The organism is Acinetobacter sp. ESBL14 (assembly GCF_036668815.1).
GTDB lineage: Bacteria > Pseudomonadota > Gammaproteobacteria > Pseudomonadales > Moraxellaceae > Acinetobacter > Acinetobacter gyllenbergii.
Map to the genome: position 1 here is coordinate 217,841 of NZ_JAZEVS010000002.1, position 24,353 is coordinate 242,193.

Here is a 24,353-nt window from a genome sequence, read left to right on the forward strand (position 1 = left end):
TATTGATGAATAAAATATATGCCTGTCTATTCTTAATTACATATGTATTCAGTACTGGCTGTGCATCTACAAAAGCAGAAATTAAAAATAATGCAAAGGACAGGGTGGATTTAGAAACAACCAAAAGTTATTGCATTGGGCGTTATACCGTAGAGATTCCTGCTGAGGCTAACCCTTTACCTCGATATGATAAGTTTGATTCATTTAATATTAAAGTTGTCGATAATGCGACACGTCAAGATTTTGATGTGGCTGTCCAAAAATGGAGAAGTGACTACTCAAAAGGGAATCGAAAAATTTTTGAAGACCCACAAGAGCAAAAAATTGATGGTCGAGTAACGAAAATTTTTAAAGGAAAGTTAGAAGATGATAAAAGACTTCCTTATGATGTAGCTGCTTTTGTATGGGATAAAAATACTTTGTTTTTAATAGAAGGTGGGCATAGCGACTCTCCTGCAAGAACCCAAAAAAGTAATGAAGCCATTCAGAATTTAGTTAAAAATTTACGTTACCGCAATGAACATGAGATTCCAAAAGAAGCAGGACAATGCATTTATCAAGGATTTATTAAAGATGAAACGAAACAGTACCGTTATAGTATTCAAAAACTTGGCTTCAGATTTAAAGATCACCCAACGGTAGTATTACGTTTTGAAGCAGAAAGTAATGATGAAAATGTATTGGCAATGATTCCAAGAATAGAGAAAAGATTAAAAGAAGTTGGACAAAGTCAGCGTCAAATTGACAAAAAAAATATTCGCAAAGGTGAAAAAAATACGAGCTATTTAAATGGGCAAGAATGGATTTCGGTTGAAAAAATCAAAGGCCCTAATGGCCTAAGTGCCTTATGGGAACATACAGGCAGTGCTAATAACAACCAAGACCCATTGATTAGTTTTGAAGTGGATACGGCGCACTCACCTTCTGGTAATGAAACTAATAGTTTAGCGCAGGGTGAAGCGTTAAAACTATATGAGTCTATTTTAAAAACCATTCGTAAATTCTGAGAATAACCATGTCAATAAACGTAATAGGATCATTTAAAACCGAGTTGCTAGAAGGACTTAGCAATGTAATGGCTCAGGCCGTAATTACACTATTAGGATATGTTGATGAATAAAATATATGCTTCTCTATTATTAACTGCATGTGTATTCAGTGTTGGCTGTATATCTGCAAAATCGAACATAGAAAATATTGGAAATAATATGATAAATTTAGAAAAAACAAAAACCTATTGCATTGGTCGCTATACCGTAGAGATTCCTGCTGAGGCCAATCCTTTAAATCGCTATGATCAATACGACTCATTTATTATTAAAGTCAAAGAAAATGCGACACGTCAAGATTTTGATGCGGCTATTCAAAAGTGGCGACAAGATTATTCTAAATATGATAGGTTTATTACTGAAGATTCTGTAGAACAAAAAATAGAGGGGCGTATCACTAAAATACTTAAAGGAAAAAAATCAAAAGATAAAGGTGATCCATTTGATGTTTTTGGTTTTGTACTCGATAAAAAGACTTTGTTTTTAATAGAAGGTGGGCATAGTGATCTACCTGAGTGGACCGAAAAAAGTAATGAAGCTATACAGCATCTCGTTAGAAATTTACGCTATCGTCCAGAACATGAAATCCCCACAGAAAATGGTCAATGTATTTATCAGGGTTTTATCAAAGATAATGATCAGAAATTTAGACACAGTAAACAAAAAATGGGTTTTGATTTTAAAGATTATCCGAGTGTCGTATTACGTTTTGATAGTGAGACCAACTCAAGAGAAACCGCAGCCCTTATTCCAAGGATTGAAAGTAAGTTAAGCCAATCAGGACAAAGTCAGCGTCAAATAAATAAAGACAATATTCGGAAAGGTGAAAAAAATACGAGCTATTTAAATGGGCAAGAATGGATTTCGGTCGAGAAAATGAAAGGTCGGAATGGCCTGAGTGCCTTATGGGAACATACGGGCACAGCACGTAATAATAAAGACCCCTTAATTGGGTTAGAGGTAGATACCTCATATTCATCATTTGGAAATCAGACCAGTAGTTTAGCGCAGGGTGAAGCGTTAAAACTATATGAGTCTATTTTAAAAACCATTCGTAAATTCTGAGAATAATAATGTCAAATAATGTACATAACCATGAGGCGTATGAAACCCTTCATCAGTCTGGAAAAACTTCCTACGTTTCACAGACCACCCCCAATAGTGTTAATACCGAATGTGAAATCCCTGCACCAGTCAAATATGTGGTGCCAATTATTTTTATTCCAGGGATTATGGGATCCAATATCAAAGATAGCAATAAAAAGAGAGTTTGGTATCCTGGCATTTCGACTTTAATTGAATACAGTAAAAGAGATGCAAAAGAACGACAAATTGATTTAAACCCAAAAACAACTGAGGTCGGTTATGATGGGGATATTAAAATAAATAAAAAGAAAGCGCCGCATATCACTGAAGAAATTGCCAGAGCACGGGGGTGGGGGTCAGTGATTCCGATTGGCTATGCCAAAGTGTTAATTTATTTAGAAAGCCAGCTCAATAATCCCTTTAAGCCCCTAAAAGAGCAACAAAAAGACAAATTTAACGGTACAACAGAATGGGAAAAAATCGTCCAACCAGGCAATAAGGAAACTAAAAAAATACTCAAAAATTGGTCAAGTAGCAAAGTGGTTGAATTACTTAGTTTAGAACAGCATGAAGAACTAGCCGATTATGTTTTCCCTGTATTTGCCTGTGGTTATAATTGGCTGGATACCAATATGAATTCTGCGGACAAAGTTGCCGATCGAATGAATAATGAGGTTATGGCACAAATCAAAAGAGAATATCCGACAGCTAAATTTAAGAAATTTATTGTAGTGACACACTCTATGGGTGGGTTGGTCACTCGTGCCTTAATTCAAAATGACAAGGTCAAAGATAAAATTGCAGGCGTCGTGCATGGTGTCATGCCTGCGAGTGGTGCGCCAGCTGTGTATCAACGACTTACAGTAGGTTGGGATGGTTGGAAAGCATCAACTGGATTAGTGAACAGTATTAAGGCTTGGGCGACCAAGTTTATGTTTGGCAATACGTCTGAGCGGCTTACAGCAACCTTAGCCAGTGCACCTGGTGGTTTAGAACTACTGCCATTTGCCAATTTTTACAATGCTGTGGATTTTCCTCAAAATCCAAAAGCTTGGATGTTAATTAAAGCCAAAACACCGTCGGGTGAAATTACTGCATCATTACCGCAAACAGCTGACCCATATACTGAAATCTACAAAAGAAAAGACAGTTGGTGGGCAATGATGAATACTGATTTTATTGACCCTGCTGGGTTACTAAAACAAGAAGCTCATGAAAAAGGCTTTAGCAGTATTTTTGATGTTTACACAGACAAGATTAATATAGTACGAGAACTACATAATCATATTAAAGACTCGTATCATTCCAACACCTATGCGCATTATGGGTCAGATACAGAGCATCAATCGTTTGGGCAAGTGGTTTGGCGTTGTAAAGAAGTGCTTAATATTCGTTCTGAAGCTGAGCTGATTGAGCTGATGAGTTTGTATGGTAAGAAAAATTTGGTTGGACTACCAAATATTAAAGATCGAAGCAATGCAACAGAGAGCGATGAAACCAATCTGCTAGAAGATGAGATGAATTTAGCAATAGATGGTTCTAAAACACATAACTTAAATACAAATGCATATAAAGAGGATGGTGTTAGAGAAATTTTATTAGATGAAAAATCAAATATTTCAAAAACCAATAAAGCCACATTTTATTTAGATTTAAAACCAACCTCCCAAGGTGATGGTACTGTTTGTTATCAATCGGGACAGGATGTGCGGGCGAGTACAAGAACTCCAAAAGAGACATTTGTGATTAATGGTTATGAGCATTCTGGTAGCTACGATAATGCACATGTTCAATTAAATACAATATATTGTATTGCGAATATAGTCGATTCTATTAAGAAGGATTGTTAGTTTTAAAAAATTTAAATTAGATCGAGTAAGTATGTTACTTGGTCTGATTTGGATAAAATTTATAAATACGAGTATTTTACTGACTTAAACTCGATAGAAACTTTCAAGAAAGGATTGGCATCCTGTAATAAAAAATGGTATAGAAATAAAAAATAATTTGATTAAAATTGTTTTATTCATAGCATATACTTCCTGTATTGATTTTAATACTATAAGTGAAGTAAAGCCTTAGAACAATAGAGTTAACAAAAAGTAGCATAGATGCAATATGTTCGATATATTTTTAGTTAAAAATATAGGATGTTTAAATTAATTTAACCCTGTTGGATTTTATTTTTAAGAAACTTTGTTGCACGAAGATTTAAAAGTTAATACTTCCCCAAGCAACTCAAATTTAAGATATAACTTGGCTATAAGGTCTGCCTAATTTGGTAAATTCCTTCTAGGTTTGCCTGACAATTTTTCCATATTGACCTTCCTAAATGCTTAACTGCCTGAAGCAGATCATTGTGGAGTGGTACGTAAGAAACTGGACTGACTGGTATATTACGAAAAGGAATGGGTGGTCAGTTTATCCCGTCATTTGTACAATGGAAGGCTGTTAGACATATTTGTTATGACTTATTGGGATGCAGCTTAATTTATTTGGCTACATTTTTACTATTTTCACTTTAATGAGAATAAGCAGCTCATTGTATTTAAAATTTTTGATCGAAATAATGAATTAGACAGGTTGATTTGTGTGTAAATAAAGGATTTAAATCATGAAAAAGACAGATTTTATGAAAATAGCTTGTCTGTTGGCTATCATTTTTCTGAGTGGATGCCAAACTTTAATTCGAGATATCTGGGGAGTTTAATAATTTAAAGTGATTTCCAAAAATGACCAAACTTGATGGTCAGGCGAGTTATAAAAACATCAATGATCATTATATATAGGGTTGATTTTTAATATTAAATTATGGGTGTTCGCTAGGGGTTAAATTAATTTATTTTGAGAGGATTTGAAAAGTTATGTTGAGTGCTGCAAATATTAGCCATGGAATAATGGTAGCTATTGTTATGCTCATTAGTATCGTATTTTTAATCGGTGCTGGTATATCAGCTTTGTGCAGAATGAGAAGCAAAAAAAATAAGTCAGAGACAAACGATATGATTATTCTTATGGTTACTCTGTTAGGTGTTGCTGGGTTACTGTTTTCATGTGCGGGGTAGCGAATTGATATTCAGATGTTATTAATTTTATAAACTCAATGATGACCGTGAAGGCTGTAATCGATATGAATTTGAAGTATCCATTAATTTTTATCAAATTGAGCATTCTACTGTTAAGTTCAGGTTGTTCTTATGCTGATAATTCACAAGATGAACAGTCAATGTTCAAAGTAGAACAGATGCAAAGCTGGTGTTTAGGGCGATATACTTTTAAAATTCCAAAAGAGTCATTACTGATTGGTGGCATGGATAAATACAACTCTTTTACGATTAAAAGTGAATTGAACGCTAGTGATGAGGCCCTAAGAAATGCTTATGCTGAACAGTTAAAAAAGTATTCTAATAAAAATATGAAAGTCATTGAAGATAAAGCAGAAATAAAAAATGGAAATAAAATTATAAAGATATTTAAAGCAAAATATGGGAAAGATAGTCGTGGAGCAAATGATGTGTTTGCCTGGGTTTTAGATCGAGGAACACTTTTTTCAATCACAGGAACATATTCACTAAAATACAAGGATCTAAGTGATGAGGCTCTAAATAATTTAGTGAATCATATTTCATTTAGAAATAATACCAATCTGCCAAAGCAAGCAGGAGTTTGTATCAATAACGGTTTTATTACGGACTCTGGTGATCCTTACAGAAATAGTGTTCATTCGTTTGGACTCGAATTGAAGCAATATCCTTCCCTCCGAATCTTTTTAGAAACGGAAGCCCTTGCTCGCGCTACTTCTGATTTAATCACTCGGACGAACTATAACCTTAAAAAAGAAGGTTTCTTGGCAAAGACAAATATCAAAACTATTCGTAAAGGGGCTAAAGCTCAAATTTCGGGAGATAGATTAGAGGGATTTGAATGGGTTATTAAAACGCCAATAATTGAAAGAGATGGTGTGTTGGCGACATGGGAGTATTTAGGTACACCAAGATTAGCAACAGATCCTCTTATTCAATTGGAGATCGATACTGGTTATGATCGAAATAATATCCAGACAGTAAGTATGAATGAAACAGAATCAATTCAGCTGTATGAAGCCATATTAAATACAATCAAAAAGTTTTAATAATCATTTATATATGCAGTTATTGATGTATAGGTTTTATGAATAAAAAATTCTGGCGAGAGAGGGAATAAACTTATTAACTTAAGTGTATGATAATTAATTAAACTTAAAAACCGTATTTTATATTTTACCCCCAGTTATACCCCCAACTGCATGAGGGTACTTCCTAGCTACTCAACTACTATTTTTACTATAGCATGGAAGCTTGGCATTAGCCTGACTGATTTTATTGACATCGTTTTTTTATGTATGATCATTTTAAAATTACATACGTATAGAGATAAGCATGTTTGAGATCATTGATGATTTAAAAGCTAAATTAGATCAGCATAGACCTCTTTCACCAGGGATTGTCAAAAATCTATATGAAGACTTGATCTTGCGCTGGACTTATCATTCCAATGCAATTGAAGGTAATACTTTAACCTTATTGGAAACTAAAGTTGTTCTTGAGGGGATTACGGTAGGCGGTAAGGCATTAAGAGAGCATTTTGAAGCGATCAATCATCGTGATGCGATTTTGTATGTCGAAGATATTATAAAAAAACAAGAACCATTTTCAGAATGGCAAATTCGGAACATCCATCAATTGATCTTGAAAAATATTGATGATGAAAATGCAGGACAATATCGCCAGCAGAATGTGTTAATTCCAGGTGCTACAACCAATCCACCAGATTATACCTTGCTTAATGACAAAATGGCTCAGTTTATAGATTGGTACAACACGGAAGCTCACAATCTACATCCTGTTGAGCGGGCTGCCAAAGTTCATGCTGATTTCGTAGGTCTTCATCCCTTTGTTGATGGGAATGGACGAACATCTCTTTTATTGATGAATCTTGAGCTACTCAAATCAGGTTATCCACCAAGTGTAATTACTGTAGAAAATCGCTTAGCTTATTACGAGGCCTTGGACCAATGGGTAGCTTACTGTAAGACAATCCCATTCATCAATTTGGTTGTAGGAGTTGTACAGGATGGATTTAAGCCTTACCAGATGGTTTTGGGAATTTAAAGCCATGCATTTTTATCAGAAGAATGAAACTTCGTTTAAGAAGAATTTCTTAGCTTTTCTAATGCAATGTGACATTCTTTTTATAATTCAGCTATAAATCAAAATCGATAATCAGAACATCCGAAAAGGATGTTTTTTTATGCTGATTTTTTGTCCATAAGACTTTATGGTTCGAATAGATATTGGAATAAGTATGGAAAAACCTTTGAACAATCATAAAAAATATTTAGAATTAGTATGTTAGGAATATGGTATAAGTATTTGAGTGGAGTGTGTAATCTACTAGAACAAAGCTAATTGTAGCTTAGGAATACTTTATGGATATAGAAAACGAATCGAATGAACCTACAATTGATAATAATATTGATGAAGAAGAGCTCGACATATTAGATGAAAATTATATTGATGATATTGAGCAATATGCCTCAAATGATGAATTGGCAGATTTGATAGTAGAAAAAATTTTACAACATGATGACTTAAATAGACTGCTTCTAAGTATTACAGAGCAAAATCCTCGCTCAAGACATCGTGGCAATTATAGAGGTCAGAGACCAAGGCATGATGAAAGTTATAGGGAGCGAGTTAAGAATGAAGAACTTCAACCAAAGACTTTTTATGATCTTGTTCAAAGAGATCTTAAGCCACTCGTTCTAGGAAAAGAATTTGGTTACTTACATGATTATTTAAAAGGTCTATCGATAGCTAATAGAGAGCTTCTTGAGGATTTTTACCATGAAGGATTTCCTGTCAAAAGACAAGACTCAAAAAAAATGGATATCGTAAGTATTGCTGCTGAAAGTTTGAATGATATCTTACCAAAAGAGAATTTAGAACTTTTATATCGTATAGAAAATTTTATGTTAGTGATGGCTTTAAAACCTCTGCCAGCGTTTATTGAAGAACCGTTAGAAAATCGAAAAACAGAGTTTTGGAAAAAAACAACATCCGTAGGTAAAGAGTTTTTGTTTTTACTTTCTAAATCCGAAAAAATTACTAAATTCAATCATGAATATTTAACAGCAGCTGTAAAAATTTTTGTTACGTTTCTAAAAGATAAGTTTAAGCCTTATACAAGAGATAGCTACTCTCTAGAAATTGATATTTCAAGAGAAAGTATAATGGAAATGAACAGATTACTTTTTGATTTACGAGATTCATGGATGCAAGGACGATATGATGCAGTTGTTCGACATGACTGGAGAAGAGGACGAGTTGGGGCACAATATCGTAATTTTAACGAATTTAAAAAGAAACTTAAAAGTTTAGCGTTAAGAGCAGATAAGGATAGAGCACGTATAGCAAAATATAAAATGACAGATATCGTTATCTATCGATTTCAAATTGAGCTTTATTGCAATAGAGAATCTATAAGACATGATTTTTTTGGTAAGTTCTTTACAGCACTATTTAAAACAGTAAAACAATCAAGTGGCATATCGGAGCTATTGGATTACATAAATGTTTGGAAAGAGATGAGTGGGAATGTTTTGCAAGCTGACGCCATTTTGTTTTTCGATGCGAACAAATTAGCTGCACATAAAAATAAAATAAATCAATTTGCATATCTGAAAGAAAGTTTTGAGAGAATTGCAAAAGAGCAGTTAACTAAAGAAAATGAAAAATTAGAAGAAGATGTACAACACGATTGGGAAATATTGGTAAATCAGATTCCTATCTTATTAGATGTTTCAACCGATCGCGTGTGGTTGTTGGAAAGAAAAAGTCCCCAATGGAAAGTCGTGGATACGCAATTAATTCCATATTTGTATATTATGGATAGCTTTGAGCGAGAGTACTCAGATAGCCTTATCTCTAGAATAAGTGGTGGAAGAAGCCCTAGAGAGAAAAAAGGTTAAAGTTAGTCTATTCTATAGTTTTAAGCGTGGTCAATAATTACAGAACCAGAAATTGACTGAGGGCTAGGGACTCTCAATTTATGAGATACGAACCCTAACTAGCATCGGATAACTTGACATCTTTGACGCTACCCTAAAGGATTAAAAGATTCAGCATTTGATGGTGAAAACACATTAATCTGTATCAGATGTGAGAATATTTTTCCTTGAAAAGTAGGTTTGGGTTAGGTGTAATGACATAGTTCTTAATGTTCTTAAGAACTTAATACTAGTTCAGTATTTCAAGAAACATATCGCTTATCTAGCCTAAATATAATTAATTACTATGTAGCCACTTCATGTAGTCCTAAACAACTACAGGTAAGTGAGCATGAACGCCATCCTTAACCAAAATCCAATTAACGAAGCATCACTATTAATAGAAATCGAGAAGTTTGTTCTATCAAGTATGGATTCAACAAGACCACCAAGATCATTCTATGAAAACTTCACATACCATCTCTTAAACTTCCATCAAGTCTATAACCCTGACTTTAGCTACTCATGCTTAATCGAACTCTTTTGTGATCTGTTGTATGAGTACGATCTGAAATATGAAACATCAAGTTCCCTCTACAATCGTCTAAAGCAAATTTCATTTAGAGACTGGCAAAAGTATTTCAATCAGGCTAGAGCTGACCATTTCAATGAAATTCGGCAGCATCGTTATAATGAAAGATTAAATGCCCACAAGCTAGAGGATCGGTTACGCGAGTTGCAGAGGGAGTATTCTGCATTGTTAGTTGTACGGGTGGATTTAGCCTATAAAGTGAATCTTGATATCAAACAGGTTGATCATGATTTAGAAAAACTACGTAGAAAAGTCAATCGTTCAGTTTATGGAGATGATGTATTACTTTTGGTCTGGGCATTAGAGCAGGGGGAAAGGAAAGGCTATCATTGCCATGTGGCTTTAGTTTTAAATGAACGTAAGCGCATGGATGCATGGAGTATAGCTAAAGCCGTAGGGGAGCTCTGGGAAGATACTACGGGTGGTAAAGGAAGCTATTTTAATTGCCATGATCGTAGATACCTAAAGCAATATGAAGAGCGGGGCATTGTTGGGATTGGAATTATTTATAGTAACTTGACCTGCCAAGCAAAGAAGATGCGTTCAACACTATCTTACCTAGCACAACCTGAAAAACTTCAATATCTCCGTGTGAAGACCTCTAGGAGGATGCGTACCTTTGGCATGTCACAGCGTTAATTGAAATCATAAACAGATATGTACCATCTAGATGAGAAACATCTTCTCTTCATTAGTTTTAGTCTATTGATTTCCATTCACACGAAGCTAGGTCCAGTACCTGATCTGGCTTCGACTTTGTTGATCTCAAACTATGGCATTCAGTTTTTTTATACCTAAAACCCGTCTCTTATGTAACACCCCACAAGTTAAAAATTGGAGATGAATAATCATGAGTAGAATAGATGCTGATGAAGAGTATGAACTGAGTGAATATCAGAAACTGTTTAATGAGATAGAAAATTATGAATATGAATTAGGTCCGCTTCTCAGCGATATTATGTCTTACATGTACGAGTCGAATCCGCTTTATGGTTGTTCAAGAAGACTTAGGCTCGGATCATTTGCATTCAAAGGAGATTACCATGAGTATATTCTAGATGAAATTGATAGGTTTATCCGTGACAGTCATTATAGACCTCAACAATTCACTAAACTTTTAGATGAGGCTATAGTGGATCAGATATTCATGCTTGATGAGAAATTGACAATGCTGAACGAAAGGTTGGATAAATTGGACCCTTGAGGATAGGGCGGCTTATAAGTCATTTAAACAACATGTTGGAATATTTTTATTTTTTTTCACATATATACCATCTAGGTGAGAACTCATCGTTTTCAAGGCTTGGCAGCATGCTAAGCCTTTTCTTATTCCAGAGGTATATCTTATGCAAATCAATTGTCCATATTGCCATTCAGAGCATGTGATTCGTGTTGTGCAAAATAGCAGTTCACAAGGAAGTAATCAGAGTCTGGCATCGTCAGCATCATTTGCCACAATGGGTGCAGCATTATCAAAAACATTGCCTGTGTCGCCTCTCATCGGGGGGATTGCAGGAGTCGTAGTCGGTGGTTTGTTAGGTTCAGTATTTGGTTCTGCTTCAACTCAAAATGTACAATCTTGCTTTCAATGTCAGTATTGTGGACATTCTTTTTATTGAGGAAGGATAAGTAAACTAGGGAGGTTATGCCTCCCTGTGCCTTAAATTAAGGCAGTGATTTGATTCCAGACTAATTGCATTTCACAATTTGGGGATCAGTAATGAAAGTCTCGAAATACAACTGATGTTCAGCATTCATCACAGGAGTATCTTTAGCATCAAAACGAATACAGTCACCTTGTTTTAAGTGCTCAAAAATATAGTTCTGCGCGACGGATGTATATTGTAAGTCAAACTTGACAGGGCCTGTTTGGGTATTCAAAAGTAAATCATAATCTCCTGTCAGAACTGGTTCTATCAGTTTGAAAGTGTAACTATGTCCATACTTCTCAGAAAAATGATCTGTCAGGTTTTGTTCCGATGCTACATGAATGGGTTCACCATCCTGAATTAGATTTATTGGTGTAGATGATGGTGACGTTGTATACTTTGTATTGGTGAGCTTTTCAATTTCAGCATCAATGTAGTCACCAAAATCTACATCCTTATGGTATCTAGAATCTCCCTGAAACCAGCGTAAATAAAGGCTCGGACGTTGTTTCTTGAGATGCTCTACCTTTTTTTTCGTCAGGCTAAGTAATTGGTCATATCCTGTTTGTCCCAGTTCAGCGACAAATTTATTTTTTTCATCAAGCATTTGTTGATATCCCATTTCCGTAGCAACTATAGCTCGTCGAACACGGATATCATTACAACTGACAGAATTATCTGCGGTACAAGACTGCGCCTGATAAGTTAATTTGGCATAGTTGACTTCATTACAGCCAGCTAACAGTAAAGCAAGTGAAATGGCATAAGTAGATTTTTGCATGATTGTTCTCTATGTATCAATGGGTTGGGTGTTTTTTGGTTTTATAGTTCCAATATTTATGAACCAAACTTCCAATCGCCCTGATCTGTAGATACAACCACTTCAATAATTTTATCTTTACCACAGTTGTTTGTATCCACGGATGTTGTTTGTCCAAAGCCAAGCCGTCTCGGATTACTTATTTTTTGCAATAAAGGGCAGTTGCCACGATTGACTGTGATATTCGATATAGATACATCATCAACAAGTGACTGAATTTTAATCATTGCTATAAATGAGTAATGTGGATTTTGCTCTACTGTAATTTTGATAGGAGAAGTTGCAGGAGTTGTGGAAACCGTTTCATTTTGACTTGTAGGGGTATTGCCACGCTCAATGATATTAAAACACTCTTCGTTTAACGTAGATTCAATATCAGTGGTTCGCTTGCTCCATGAAAGTTGTTGACTATCACAACCATAAACATCATCCGATTGATTATCTAAAAAACGGATATTCCATGTATAAATAAAAAGCTCTTCAGATTGTTGACGTAGGAATCTAACATTATCGACTGAAAAGGCTGTATAGCGATCAGGGTATTTTTGATCAAGAAGGTATTGCAAGGTCTCTTTACCATAGGTTGCAATATCTTTTTTGCCTTGGTCGATGAACTGTTGTGAGTCAGATGTATTAGCTTTAACTGCTTCTGTTTGAGCACTATCTGATGATACTTTTTCTGTAGTTTCGTTTTTAGTGCAAGCTTGCATTAAGCAACCAGCAAGTAGGACTAGGATAACTTTTTTATTCATGGTGATTCCTAAAACATGTACATTCATTGGTTGTCCAAATATGGATATACAAATTCTTATTTAGATGTAGTGGGATAATTCTCATTGATTGGGCTGTAGGTGATTCACCTTAGACACATGTTGTAAGTTCACCTTTTTGAGCAGCCCAGAATAGCAATAAAAGTATTCTTGTAATTGATACAAGGGCGATTAGCATTCATCAAGCCGAACGTCCTATGCCGTGTAAACATCTGACACTGAAAGCAATATTTTTAATCGCTCCTACCTGATAAAACAGATAGTATTGAAAGCTTCAAATTGTTGCGTTGAAAAAGTCTTGCTCTTTATTGACCGTTTTAAAGTTTGTTAAAATTATGCCAGCGGCTCTTGATGTTTAGCACAAAGGTGAAAATGTGTTTGGGAAATACCCCAGAAAGAAATTGAATTGCCACAGCTACTAACTCCTACTAGATGTAATAGAAGTTCTGCCAGATCATTTTTAATGGTGGCAGAACGAAAGGGGGTTGACAGACTGGCCGAAAAATCCCAGCACGCGCGGACGCGTCCCCCTCCCGTTCCACCGCAGAGGGGGCACGAAGGGATACACACTAAAAGAATGATCTCTTAATGTTTTTCGGAACGGTCTGTCAAAACCGACTGGCAATGTAGGCCAGCATGTGAATGATAATGCGTGCTTTAGGGGACGTCAAATCACTTTAAAGGTAAGAAAGTGAGTTAGGTGGATTTATTATCAGTATTAAAAACCTTATTGTTTTTCAATTTTTTGAGGAACATTTGGCTGTCTTCAATTCTAGTTTCAAACAGATTGGGCATTTTGATTAAGTCTGAAAGGTTGGTTCGCCAATAATTGCGAGAATCAAAAATCAGGGCGCACGTTATTAATCTATTGACCTACTTCGGAGAGATTGGCCCAGCCATTTTCATGTGAATTGTCTTTAAATGCCTTGTAAATTAAATTGAGAGTAGGGTGATCGACTTGCTGTGATGTATCCTTGTCTATAGTGCTTTTAACATTATTATTTTCTTAATCATGTTGAGTATTTAATGGTTATTGATAAGAGCTTACTAATAAAAGAAAGAGATGTATTATTTTGAATGGATTTAGGTCTTATAATATTGAGCCTATTTAGTAGTTTACTTAAAAAATAAAGATAGCTTATACAGATGCCTTGCTTGATTTACGATCAAAGGCAAGATTTAGATTTTGAATACATACAGAGGAAAATTATGTTTAAGCCTTTACTGCTCAGTTGTTGTATAGTTTCTATTTTGGTTCTAAGTGGTTGTTCTAAGAAAGAGGCTCCTGTTCCAGATTTAGAATTGAAAACCGAAGGTACAACGGAAATAGCAACTCCTATAAAGCAAGTAGCAGTAAACCAGCATGTGATTGTTTCTAAAAATGATGTCTCGGCATTACCGTTGATTGATGGTAATGTTTACAGTAATTTCGTTGACTCGGGCTATAGCTATGCAAACCCTGAAGAGTTTTCATTAGAGTCTGTGGATTCATATTCTGGTCAACATACTCAATCTTTTGAGAAGATATTAGCATTCGCTAGACAAAAGCTAAATCTGAGAGATGATCAGATTATTGTAGCTGGTGGTGATGCTGGGCCTGTTAATGACTCCGATACTGTACTCTTTGATTTGACAAATCAGGAGTATTATAAATATTCGAATAACTTTGCTATCAATTATATACGGCTTTTAAAAACAGTTCCTGTAGATGCTAAAGGTGAGTTTGAAACTACAGAGCAATATCAAGAGCGTATTAAAGTATTACAAGAAAGTCCAAAAAACCACCAAGTCGATTTTGATTTGAGTTTATTACAAACAGCTTTAAACAAAACTTTAGCACGTTTGTATGTAAAAAATGGAGATGCTAAACCTGAGTATCAATATGATGCTGATCAGGAGTTACTCACATTAGCCTTGAAGGAGAAGGAATCTACGAGAGTAGTCGAATCATTATTAAAGATAAAAATTCCTTCAGACTTAGCGCAAGAGATCGTAACAAATAGCAATTGGCAAAGGGGCTATGTCTTAGATTTCAAAGACAATCGCTTATCTGTATCTGGGGTGTTTTTCTATAAGTTTAACTTTACTGTTAGCGATAGAGACCAAGTCTATGAAGGCTCTTTAGATTCAACGTCGGTTTATAAACTACTAGACTTCAAACAAAAATCCTACGATCAAATGGACCATGATGTAGATCCAGAGAAGTTAAGTTTTCAAGATATTTCAACAAGCTCTGCCAATACATTTATATTTGGTTTAAAGCATTATTTTTCTCCTGAGAGCCGTTTGAAAAAACTAGCAACACAGAATACTTCGGCTGAAGATTAAAACTTTTACATTTGTAAAAGTTTTGTTGTTTGTTGTTTGTTGATTTGATTCTTCCCAGAGTCACTTATGGTTTATTAATAGTTCTAAGCGTAAGTTAATCTTAGTTAGAAATATACAATACCAGAAATAGAATAAATTTCAGATATATACCATCTAAGTGAATTAATGCATTCACATGCATCTTAAGGAATTCTCATTTTGGCCTGCTGCCCCAGCAGGCCTTTTTTTATGCACAAAATCTGAATTTGAAAAGATTCAAGATCAATCCTTAGAAGGAAAACTTATGGCACATTTAATTGAAACAATGGCATTTGTGGGACAGACTCCTTGGCATGACTTAGGAAATCAATTGTCGCAGAACCAGCCCATAGAAGTGTGGGCACAGCAAGCAGGCATGGACTGGCGTATTGAATCTTCTGATGTCAGTTATATGGCACAGAATGAACGTGGACAAAGCATCATTATGCCTTTCGAGGAACAACGGGTTTTATATCGCTCAGATACTCATGCTCCGTTATCGGTGGTCAGCCAACGTTTTCAGGAAGTCCAGCCAATGGAAATTCTACATTTCTACAAAGACTTGACTGAACAATCTGGTTTTGAACTGGAAACGGCAGGTGTACTTAAAGGCGGTAAGAAGTTTTGGGCATTGGCGAAAACAGGGCAAACTTCAGCTTTAAAAGGCAGGGATGTCAGCAATGGCTATATTTTATTAGCAACCGCTTGCGATGGAACACTTGCTACCACAGCTCAGTTTACTTCGATCAGGGTGGTTTGTAATAACACCTTAGCTATTGCCTTGAAAGGCCAGCAGAGTAGTGCTGGTGTAGTGAAAGTCCCACATAGTACTAAATTTGATGCAGAGAAAGTCAAACAGCAACTCGGTATTTCAGTACGTGCATGGGATGAACACATGTATGAAATGAAACAACTTAGTCAGCGCAAAGTCACTCAACAGGAAGCAGCAGCCTATTTTGATGCAGTGTTTAACAATACTAATCTAACTCTGGCTGAACAGGATGAAAGTATCATTCAATTCTACCGTAATGTGGCTATGCCAAGTCAGGCAGTCCCCTCTAAAGCAGACAATAAAACTGAGCCGAATGGACGGGCCATGTCTAAGGTGATGACTATGTTTAATGGACATGGGCGTGGGGCAGAACTAAGCTCAGCCAAAGACACTGCCTATGGTTTGCTGTGCAGCATCACTGAATTTGTGGATCACGAACGTCGGGCCATGAGTCAGGATTACCGTCTGGACTCTGCTTGGTTTGGAGCAGGAGCATCTATTAAACAACGTGGGCTGGAACAGGCTTTAAGAATGATTGCCTAAATTAGCCTAAGCAAACTTTATTCAAATTTACTTTCTAAAGCTGCATCTTCGGATGCGGCTTTTTTATGCCGAAAATTCCAGTTTTACCAAGCTCTTATCGCAATATAGGATAGTGCAATGAATACCAATACCCAGATACAAAACACCTTAAACCATCCACCATTACAACCGTATTTACCAAATCTCAATCAGACGACCCAGCAAGTTGAGGTTGGTACAAGAAGCAAACGTATACCTCGAAAAACTAAGGCACCCGCAGCCAAACGCCTTGCTAATACTAAGCAGATGAATTACCAGCAATGGCTAGAAGTTAGAAAACAAGGCATAGGTAGTAGTGATGCCGCTACCGCTTGTGGACTGAATCCCTATATGTCGATGCTAGAGTTGTGGATGATCAAGACAGGTCGGATGCAGCAGAACATTGAGGATGAAAGTACAGGCTATGCCCCTTTGTATTGGGGCAAACAGCTTGAACCCTTGGTAGCTGAATACTACAGCATGTACACCAATCATAAAGTCCGTCGGGTCAATGCTGTGCTGCAACATCCTGATGAAGACAAACATTTCATGTTGGCAAACTTGGATTATGCCGTAGTCGGTAATGAAGAAGTTCAAATATTGGAGTGTAAAACAGTAGGGGAATACGGCTCAAAACTATGGCGAGATGGCGTACCGCTGTATGTCCTCTGCCAAGTTCAGCATCAATTAGCCGTGACAGGTAAACAGGCAGCGCATATCTGCGCCTTGATCTGTGGACATGAAACCAAAATCTATAAAGTGACTCGCAATGAAACCGTGATCCAGCACATTATTAATGCCGAACGCCACTTCTGGCAATGTGTGGAATTGGATATTCCGCCAAGTGTCGATGCTTCTGATTCAGCAGCCAAAGCCTTGCAGCAACTCTACCCTGAACAGATTCCCTTATCAGTTGAAGACCTTACTCAAAACGAACAAGCCAACTACCTATTTAATCAGTTACTTAAGGAGCGACATAAAGTTGAACAACACCAAAAGTATTTCGATGAGCTCAAACATGAATTACAAATGCTGATGAAAGATGCAGAACGAGCTGTGTTTACAGGCGGTTCTGTCACTTGGAAAAAGTCACAAGACTCAATCAGTTTAGACAGTAAATCACTTCTTAAACAGCACCCAGAATATTTACAGCAGTTTCCTCAAATCAAAGAAGGAACACGAAGATTTCAGATTTATTCGAATGGTGGATAAAGCAGATACGATCCAGCATTTAATTACCGACTACGTATCAAATCAATCACCTCAAAAACTCACTGAACCCATGCCTAAACAGGTATGGGATTTTTTATGCGCAAAGTTTTATTTATACATCTATATAGAGGAAATCAGCATGATTAAAGGTTTAGCGATCACACCGCCCGTTTTAGGTCGTATTAGCATCGGCAAGATTGTCGAAAAGAATGGAAAACGGCTTCCTGAAAAGGACGACCAATTCACCATTACCAGCCAAATCCAAAACAAAGAAGGTTGGGTCAAACATCCACTTGATGAACAACTCCGTACCAAAGCACCTAACCAAAACCAAAAGTTGAGAAGTATTCCAGTCCGTATGATCTTCAACGATCCTGAACTGAATCTAAGGGCAGAGTACAGCTTATTTGATCGTCAGACTGGACGATTAGTTTGCTCAGGCAATGGCGAAAACTGTCAGCGACTTGGACAAAATGGCATTGAACAACATCCTTGTCCGGCACCTGATTTATGTCCATTGGCACAAGGCGGGTTGTGTAAGGCTTATGGACGGCTGTATGTCAATCTGGATGAATCAGATGAGTTTGGCACATTCATCTTTAGAACTACAGGCTTTAATAGCATTCGTACTTTGGCAGCGCGGCTAAGTTATTACCATGCAGCATCGGGTGATTTACTTTCGTGTCTGCCACTACAACTAACACTAAGAGGTAAAAGTACAACTCAAAGTTATCGGACTCCAATTTACTACGTAGATTTAACTTTACGCGAGGGCACAAACCTGAAAGATGCGATTAGTTCAGCCAAGCAGATGGATGAACAAAGCAAAGCAGCAGGGTTTTATCAGGAGGCTTTAGACCATGTGGCACGGCAGGGTTATGGCAATGCCAGCTTTGAAGTGGGAGGTGAAGAAGGTTTGGATATTGTTGAGGAGTTTTATTTAGATGAAACCAAACATGAACAGCATCAACAAACCCATAATTTGACTCATGTTCAAGATATTCAGAAAGGCTTGCAGCAGTCAGTGCAGGCTTTGAACTCGCAAAAATAATTTCTTACGGAATTGGCCTATTGTTTGAGCGAAATGCGCTCGCTTCATTGATTAGGAGAAAAACATCATGAATGCGTTCACAGGTCAAACTTTTCAGATGAATCAAATCATTAACATTAAACACGTTGTTGAATTTACTGCTCTGAGCAAGTCAAAAATCTATGAGATGATCAATAAAAAATCAAAGTATTATGATCCGACATTTCCTCAGCCTGTGCGCTTGACTGAAATGCGTATCGGGTGGTCAGCTTGGGAAATCCATCAGTGGATTGAGTCTAAGTTGGAACAGCGAGAGTAATGGGAGCTTTTGCTCCCTTATTTTTTTGGTGTTATTGTCTTAAATAAAGTTAGTTTTACTTAGGAAGAATTAATTTAATCTAAAGTTTGTTTAATTTGCAAATAAGGTATAAAAACAAAGTGGCTATGTGCCTCTCCATGATATTTTGCTCGTTCATAGAAGCTTAGATCTGCTTGGTAAAATTCAGTGATTTGAGCTGCTACATGATGAATAGTCGCTCCTCTATTTTTCAATAAAAATTTTAATTTGTTACTTTTTTCTTCTGAGAACATTCCTATGTGCCCATAGCATTTGCTATCAATCCCTAAATATTTTTTCCCAAAAGGCTTAATACTTAAATCATCTTTGATTCTATAATTATCATCTTTTGCTAGCTGAACTAATTTATCGCGACCTTCATCACTTACAATGCAGGCATGTGACAGAAACATATCTGAGAGTGAAAGAGGTTCAAAATATTCAATTTCATGGATAGATGGAACAACTGGCAATATTAAAAACTCAATATCTGATAATTTTACTTTTTCAATAGTTTGCCTTAAATACGGATCATACATTTTTTTCAGTTGTTGATGTAAAGGTTGGAAAATAGCAAGGCTCTGTTTAGCTCGTGTGATAGCAACATATATTGCACGAATCTTACTTTCTATATCTAAATTTGTTGTGGTAGTGGGTTGTTGGTCGAACAAATAAACATGTTTGTATTCAGAGCCTTTGGCTGAATGATATGTTGTAAGAATAACTCGGTCTTGATCTTTGTCTTTAGTCAGCTGTAACTGAATCAGCATTTGTTCACATGTTAAATCAGTTTTATTTTTAACACGTTGTATTAGGCGATTCCAACTACGATCAACATTACTCCACTTATGAGTATCTCGCCATTGTTCTAGATATTGTAAAGCATCTCCTTTTAGGATATCTAAAGCAGGGCGGCGTTTTAGGTCTTGAATAAGAGCTTGTCCAATCATACTGTCACAAGCATCTAAACTAGATTGATGATTTAATAATTGGAATGGTATTTTATTTTGAGTTAAATAATGCTGTACGACTAAAAGTTCATTCCACTGAGATGAAAGAATTGCACAATCTGACCATGTAGATTGTTTACCGTCTACTTTACTTTGAATATCTTGAACAACCCATGTAATAGCATCTAGGGCGTGTGGTTGTTGATAAAGACCAATCTTAATATTGCCACTTTCTTTCCTTTGAGCCCGAATGGAATGTTCACTTGTCTTTAAGCGAGAAGTCGGTGGAAGGCTATGTTGAATATATAAATTGGCAAAATCTACGATATCACTTGGGCTACGATGATTGTCAATCAAGTATAAAATATTTTCGGAGGTGATTTGGTATTCTTGTTTAAAATTATGAATATGCTGAATATTTGCGCCACGGAAACCATATAAATTCTGGTCATCATCTCCAACGGCAACTAAATATCCTTGCTGAGTATAGTCATCACCATTATCTTGACTGTCTTCTTCCTCTTTACGTAAACCTGCAAGGTGGGCAATTAAGCTGTACTGCAAATCATCAATATCTTGGAATTCATCCACTAGAATATATTGGTAATATTGAGGATTATCAATCAGATATTGAATAGCTTGTGCTAACAACCATGTATATTTTTGATCAGCTTTATCGCCTTTTTGTAATTCAAGTGGAGCTTGGTTTTCTGTTAGATTTGTTAAGTGACGTGCTAGTCCATGAAAGGTGAAAATATTGACCTGAGATGCATGTTCAATACCAATGAGTTGGCTTAAACGTTGGCGTATTTCTAGAATTGCATGACTGTTATAAGCAAGAATAAGGATTTTCTGTGCAGCAATATGGCGACACATCACTAGGTTTGCTACACGGTGAACGATGATTGTCGTTTTTCCTGCACCAGGTCCTGCTAAAACTAATGTGGCTCTGCGTTGATCGTCACCAATAATCTCTTTTTGAATGGGGCTGAGATACGCTGGAAAGATAAGTTTCTCATAATCTTGTAAGTGTCCCTGTTTTGCGAGTTCAGGGTCTTCAAGATATTTTTGACAAACATCGTCAATTGATTCATTGAAGTAGTCATCTAATAGTGCTTTTTTCTGATCTAAATCAAGTTCTAGCCAACGTTTTAAAATATGGAGTCGCTTATTGCGATCTTGATAATGTAACTCCAAATATTCATACGCCTTTTTTGCATTAATTTTTTTTCCTCTTTGGTGATCTAATTGATCAACAAAAAAGATTTTTTGAGTTTCATCATCTAGACGACTGACATTCATCCACCCAAAACTTTGCATAGATTCAAGGTGTTGTAGAAATAAATCAGGTTCTAAGTCATATTTTTCAACCAGTTTATCTATATTTAGAATATGGCTAACAGGCTCACTATCATCTGGTAGTGTTTTTAAAATGAGATCGAAGCTATCACTTAACTCAGCAAAGCGCTTTTTTGCGGATTTAATCCAGTCTTGCCAATTTTGATCTTTATCAATGGAGCTTAATCGTAGGCTGAATTTATTTTCTTTAATTTTTAGGATTTTAAAGATTTTAAAAATATAGAAAGTTTCACGTGCCTTTACTTGATGATTATGTTGATTAAACCACTGATCAAGGTTTCTTAAATCGACACGTTCAGTATTTTCTGGTGGGTATAGTGTCCAACATTCTTCTAATGCGGTTAATGCATTTAATTTATCTTTAAATTTACGCTGTAATGGCTGATGGCGTTTAGATAGCCGTATTCTGACTTCACATGACCAGTGAGCACAATCTAATTTGACCAGTTGTTTGACCCCTTGTAAAACTTGGCGAACACTCATACCTAATGCAATTGAGATTTCAGGTAAATAAAGTTGGGTATCACCGTCTGACAATAAGGGTTCTAAACGGCGATAGAGATCAGCAGCTTTGCCTTGTTGAATATCTGGTTTTTTTAATAGTTTTAATCGTAATAAAGCAGGCAGTTGTTCTTTTTCAATCAATAGATCATAACGTTCTAATGCTAACAATATGACTCGAATTTGAGTGACTAACTCTTCATCTTCAAAGGCAAGATAGGATTGTAATTCTTGTGCTGTAAACCATCGTTCTGCAATCGGCTTTTTAAGCACTTTGGCAATTACTTGTTGCCAACATTCGAGTAGAACTTTTTGACCACCAATCTGGCTCTGTAAATTATGACGAACCAAATTTTCTAAATCATCTTTATGCCAGAATAAAATCGCATTACCTTGTTCTTTATCTTTACGTGCCGCGCGTCCAATTTCTTGTAAATAAGATTCGAGGTTATTGGGGGGAGCATAATGAATGACTGTGTGAATGTTAGCTCGGTCAATTCCCATACCAAAAGCATTGGTGCAAACGACAACATCCAACCGATGCTGTTTAAAATTTTCTAAAACTATTTGTTTGTCAGTTGCAGACATACCTGCATGATAGGCTGCCGTTAGAAAGCCTTGTTGGGCTAACTCATTTGCAAAGTGTTCAGTCTTTTTACGGCTACGAACATAAATAAGAGCAATTGGATGATCTTCAGCTAAATCATCAATCGTAACCAGCATATCGGACTGTCGATTAGGAAATATATCCGCCAATATTTTTCGAATTTCTGGTAAACGTTCATCAGCAGAAAGTTCAACAAAAGTTGTTGAAATATTTTCTCGCCAAACACGCTGTCTTTCCTCCATTGTTACCGTTTGAATCGGACAAGACATGATACTTTGTAATGGAGCAACAATTTCCTTTTCAATTTCATTGATCACATGAGGAGATGCTGTCGCTGTAACAAGCATTACATGTGGAGCAGCTTGATGTGAAGTTTTATGACATTGAGCAATTAAACGGCCGATTCGTAAAAAATCAGGTCTAAAATCTGTACCCCATTGAGAGATCGTATGGGCTTCATCCATTACCCAAAGAGAGGGGCGACGACGTGATAATAAAGTTAAAATCGTGTGGGTTCTTAAGCGTTCTGGGCTGATATATAGCAGATCAATTGTACCAGACCATATACCCTCTAAAATATTGGCTTGTTCTTCTTCTGTCTGTCCTGAGATTAAACAAGCTGCTCTATTTCCCCAAAAATCAAATTGTTGAATACCTAAAACTTGATCGACCATTAATGCTTTTAAAGGTGAAATAACGACAGTGAGTTCACGCCGATAGCGGCTTAAGATAAAGGCGGGCAATTGGAAAGTTAGGCTTTTACCTCCACCAGTTGGAAGGAGTCCAAGAGGAATAAATTTTCCTTGGGCTAAAGTTTGAATAATTTTGCGTTGTCCATCCCGTAGACCATAACCAAAGATATCTGTGGATTCTTCATCAAAATTAATATTTTCAAATTTTTTGTGTGTCCAAAAGATTTCTTCAGCTCGAATAAAGTTTTCATGGTAGGCCGAAAGTTCACTTAACCAAATAGGACGACGGCAACTAGGTTGTTCCAAATGTAATAGCCAGTGAGCAAAGGTAAGAGCCCCTATATTTTCAATATTCTTTGAAGTTAAGGTGTTGATGAAGTTTATTAGAGCTTCAGCATCACCTTGTTCAGGTATTAATTGTTGATAATTAGCTGCATAAGAGATGTTCGGGGGGCATGGGAGAATATGATCAAATGGTAGTTTTTGTTTTGCCCACTCAATGATTTGAGGATGTGTATTATTCCATTCCTTTAATATATCTTGATAGAGAAGATAGCTTTCTAAACAATCATATACAGGATTATTTTCTGACGTTTTAGCTTTGTACAGTTTTAATAAGGCTTGTGATGGCTTATGTGGAGAAACAAGATTTGAGAGAAGTAAGGTATCGAATGACTTGTTTTTAATGATGTATTGGCTGAATAAACTAAATTCAGTGTGCGTATTAAACCACTCCAAATCGAAACCAATGATATTGTGCCCTGCAACCCATTGGCTACGTCCCAATAGTTTGATAACTCTCTCAAGATCATCACTCTTAAAATTCAAAGCATAAAAGACTTGCTCAATCTCACAGAGTAACCCGCCGATAAGCAAACTCTTACTGCTTGGGCAGATTTCTAGATCTATCCAAACAGTTTTTTTATTAAAAAGGTCTTCTGCCTTTTCTAGAGAAATATAGTTAATGTTAGAATAAAGCACAAAGTATCCAAA

17 protein-coding genes and 1 pseudogene are annotated in these 24,353 nt (G+C 36.3%); 14 read left to right on the forward strand and 4 right to left on the reverse strand.

The features are described from left to right. Window positions 1-5: 5 nt before the first annotated feature. The 9 genes from V6E90_RS09205 (at window position 6) to V6E90_RS09245 (ending at window position 11,373) form a co-directional block, all read left to right on the forward strand. A complete protein-coding gene (locus V6E90_RS09205) occupies window positions 6-1,007 on the forward strand; it encodes a T6SS immunity protein Tli4 family protein (protein WP_332605171.1) in 1,002 nt (333 codons plus the stop codon). A 105-nt stretch (window positions 1,008-1,112) separates the two neighbouring features. Continuing rightward, window positions 1,113-2,114 carry a T6SS immunity protein Tli4 family protein gene (locus V6E90_RS09210; RefSeq protein ID WP_332605172.1) on the forward strand — a complete coding sequence of 334 codons (1,002 nt, stop codon included), beginning with the start codon at window positions 1,113-1,115 and terminating at the stop codon, window positions 2,112-2,114. Between the two features lie 8 nt (window positions 2,115-2,122). Further along, on the forward strand, window positions 2,123-3,985 hold the full coding sequence (locus V6E90_RS09215; protein ID WP_332605173.1) for a lipase family alpha/beta hydrolase: 1,863 nt from the start codon (window positions 2,123-2,125) through the stop codon (window positions 3,983-3,985). Between the two features lie 1,280 nt (window positions 3,986-5,265). After that, window positions 5,266-6,267, forward strand: a complete 1,002-nt coding sequence (locus V6E90_RS09220; RefSeq protein WP_016542956.1) for a T6SS immunity protein Tli4 family protein — start codon at window positions 5,266-5,268, stop codon at window positions 6,265-6,267. 286 nt (window positions 6,268-6,553) lie between these two features. After that, window positions 6,554-7,285 (forward strand): Fic family protein, encoded by a 732-nt coding sequence (locus tag V6E90_RS09225; protein ID WP_332605174.1) that lies wholly within the window; start codon window positions 6,554-6,556, stop codon window positions 7,283-7,285. A 317-nt stretch (window positions 7,286-7,602) separates the two neighbouring features. Further along, window positions 7,603-9,144 carry a hypothetical protein gene (locus tag V6E90_RS09230; RefSeq protein WP_332605175.1) on the forward strand — a complete coding sequence of 514 codons (1,542 nt, stop codon included), beginning with the start codon at window positions 7,603-7,605 and terminating at the stop codon, window positions 9,142-9,144. A gap of 370 nt (window positions 9,145-9,514) precedes the next feature. Further along, a complete protein-coding gene (locus V6E90_RS09235) occupies window positions 9,515-10,393 on the forward strand; it encodes a YagK/YfjJ domain-containing protein (RefSeq protein WP_332605176.1) in 879 nt (292 codons plus the stop codon). 211 nt (window positions 10,394-10,604) lie between these two features. Next, window positions 10,605-10,958, forward strand: a complete 354-nt coding sequence (locus V6E90_RS09240) for a hypothetical protein (protein WP_005206975.1) — start codon at window positions 10,605-10,607, stop codon at window positions 10,956-10,958. A 142-nt stretch (window positions 10,959-11,100) separates the two neighbouring features. Continuing rightward, window positions 11,101-11,373, forward strand: coding sequence for a hypothetical protein (locus V6E90_RS09245; protein WP_332605177.1), 273 nt, complete (start codon window positions 11,101-11,103; stop codon window positions 11,371-11,373). Window positions 11,374-11,443: 70 nt separating this feature from the next. Here the strand turns inward: V6E90_RS09245 and V6E90_RS09250 are convergent, their stop codons facing one another. From V6E90_RS09250 to V6E90_RS09260, 3 genes and pseudogenes are all read right to left on the reverse strand, one after another. Continuing rightward, the gene (locus V6E90_RS09250) at window positions 11,444-12,184 is read right to left on the reverse strand and encodes a lipoprotein (protein WP_332605178.1); all 741 of its coding nucleotides are present in this window, start codon (window positions 12,182-12,184) and stop codon (window positions 11,444-11,446) included. A 56-nt stretch (window positions 12,185-12,240) separates the two neighbouring features. Next, window positions 12,241-12,975: a hypothetical protein gene (locus V6E90_RS09255; protein WP_332605179.1), complete on the reverse strand. Its 735-nt coding sequence runs from the start codon at window positions 12,973-12,975 to the stop codon at window positions 12,241-12,243. 714 nt (window positions 12,976-13,689) lie between these two features. Then, window positions 13,690-13,999: pseudogene (locus tag V6E90_RS09260) on the reverse strand (OST-HTH/LOTUS domain-containing protein); the annotation flags it as partial. Window positions 14,000-14,202: 203 nt separating this feature from the next. On the opposite strand from V6E90_RS09260, the gene V6E90_RS09265 reads away from it, so the two are divergent. The 5 genes from V6E90_RS09265 (at window position 14,203) to V6E90_RS09285 (ending at window position 19,233) form a co-directional block, all read left to right on the forward strand. Further along, window positions 14,203-15,321, forward strand: a complete 1,119-nt coding sequence (locus V6E90_RS09265) for a hypothetical protein (protein WP_332605180.1) — start codon at window positions 14,203-14,205, stop codon at window positions 15,319-15,321. Window positions 15,322-15,604: 283 nt separating this feature from the next. Next, a complete protein-coding gene (locus V6E90_RS09270) occupies window positions 15,605-16,654 on the forward strand; it encodes a DUF932 domain-containing protein (RefSeq protein ID WP_332605181.1) in 1,050 nt (349 codons plus the stop codon). A gap of 117 nt (window positions 16,655-16,771) precedes the next feature. Next, window positions 16,772-17,884, forward strand: coding sequence for a YqaJ viral recombinase family nuclease (locus tag V6E90_RS09275; RefSeq protein ID WP_332605182.1), 1,113 nt, complete (start codon window positions 16,772-16,774; stop codon window positions 17,882-17,884). A gap of 139 nt (window positions 17,885-18,023) precedes the next feature. Beyond that, complete coding sequence (locus V6E90_RS09280) at window positions 18,024-18,935, forward strand: recombination directionality factor (protein ID WP_332605183.1); 912 nt, start codon at window positions 18,024-18,026, stop codon at window positions 18,933-18,935. Between the two features lie 67 nt (window positions 18,936-19,002). Beyond that, window positions 19,003-19,233: a helix-turn-helix transcriptional regulator gene (locus tag V6E90_RS09285; RefSeq protein ID WP_332605184.1), complete on the forward strand. Its 231-nt coding sequence runs from the start codon at window positions 19,003-19,005 to the stop codon at window positions 19,231-19,233. Window positions 19,234-19,307: 74 nt separating this feature from the next. On the opposite strand, the gene V6E90_RS09290 is transcribed toward V6E90_RS09285, so the two are convergent. Further along, window positions 19,308-24,341 carry a RecQ family ATP-dependent DNA helicase gene (locus V6E90_RS09290; RefSeq protein ID WP_332605185.1) on the reverse strand — a complete coding sequence of 1,678 codons (5,034 nt, stop codon included), beginning with the start codon at window positions 24,339-24,341 and terminating at the stop codon, window positions 19,308-19,310. Window positions 24,342-24,353: the final 12 nt, after the last annotated feature.

Bases quoted from the DNA above. Each gene is read 5' to 3' on its own strand.
- V6E90_RS09205 (WP_332605171.1), top strand. From the start codon at position 6: ATGAATAAAATATATGCCTGTCTATTCTTAATTACATATGTATTCAGT.
- V6E90_RS09210 (WP_332605172.1), top strand. From the start codon at position 1,113: ATGAATAAAATATATGCTTCTCTATTATTAACTGCATGTGTATTCAGT.
- V6E90_RS09215 (WP_332605173.1), top strand. From the start codon at position 2,123: ATGTCAAATAATGTACATAACCATGAGGCGTATGAAACCCTTCATCAG.
- V6E90_RS09220 (WP_016542956.1), top strand. From the start codon at position 5,266: ATGAATTTGAAGTATCCATTAATTTTTATCAAATTGAGCATTCTACTG.
- V6E90_RS09225 (WP_332605174.1), top strand. From the start codon at position 6,554: ATGTTTGAGATCATTGATGATTTAAAAGCTAAATTAGATCAGCATAGA.
- V6E90_RS09230 (WP_332605175.1), top strand. From the start codon at position 7,603: ATGGATATAGAAAACGAATCGAATGAACCTACAATTGATAATAATATT.
- V6E90_RS09235 (WP_332605176.1), top strand. From the start codon at position 9,515: ATGAACGCCATCCTTAACCAAAATCCAATTAACGAAGCATCACTATTA.
- V6E90_RS09240 (WP_005206975.1), top strand. From the start codon at position 10,605: ATGAGTAGAATAGATGCTGATGAAGAGTATGAACTGAGTGAATATCAG.
- V6E90_RS09245 (WP_332605177.1), top strand. From the start codon at position 11,101: ATGCAAATCAATTGTCCATATTGCCATTCAGAGCATGTGATTCGTGTT.
- V6E90_RS09250 (WP_332605178.1), bottom strand. From the start codon at position 12,184: ATGCAAAAATCTACTTATGCCATTTCACTTGCTTTACTGTTAGCTGGC.
- V6E90_RS09255 (WP_332605179.1), bottom strand. From the start codon at position 12,975: ATGAATAAAAAAGTTATCCTAGTCCTACTTGCTGGTTGCTTAATGCAA.
- V6E90_RS09265 (WP_332605180.1), top strand. From the start codon at position 14,203: ATGTTTAAGCCTTTACTGCTCAGTTGTTGTATAGTTTCTATTTTGGTT.
- V6E90_RS09270 (WP_332605181.1), top strand. From the start codon at position 15,605: ATGGCACATTTAATTGAAACAATGGCATTTGTGGGACAGACTCCTTGG.
- V6E90_RS09275 (WP_332605182.1), top strand. From the start codon at position 16,772: ATGAATACCAATACCCAGATACAAAACACCTTAAACCATCCACCATTA.
- V6E90_RS09280 (WP_332605183.1), top strand. From the start codon at position 18,024: ATGATTAAAGGTTTAGCGATCACACCGCCCGTTTTAGGTCGTATTAGC.
- V6E90_RS09285 (WP_332605184.1), top strand. From the start codon at position 19,003: ATGAATGCGTTCACAGGTCAAACTTTTCAGATGAATCAAATCATTAAC.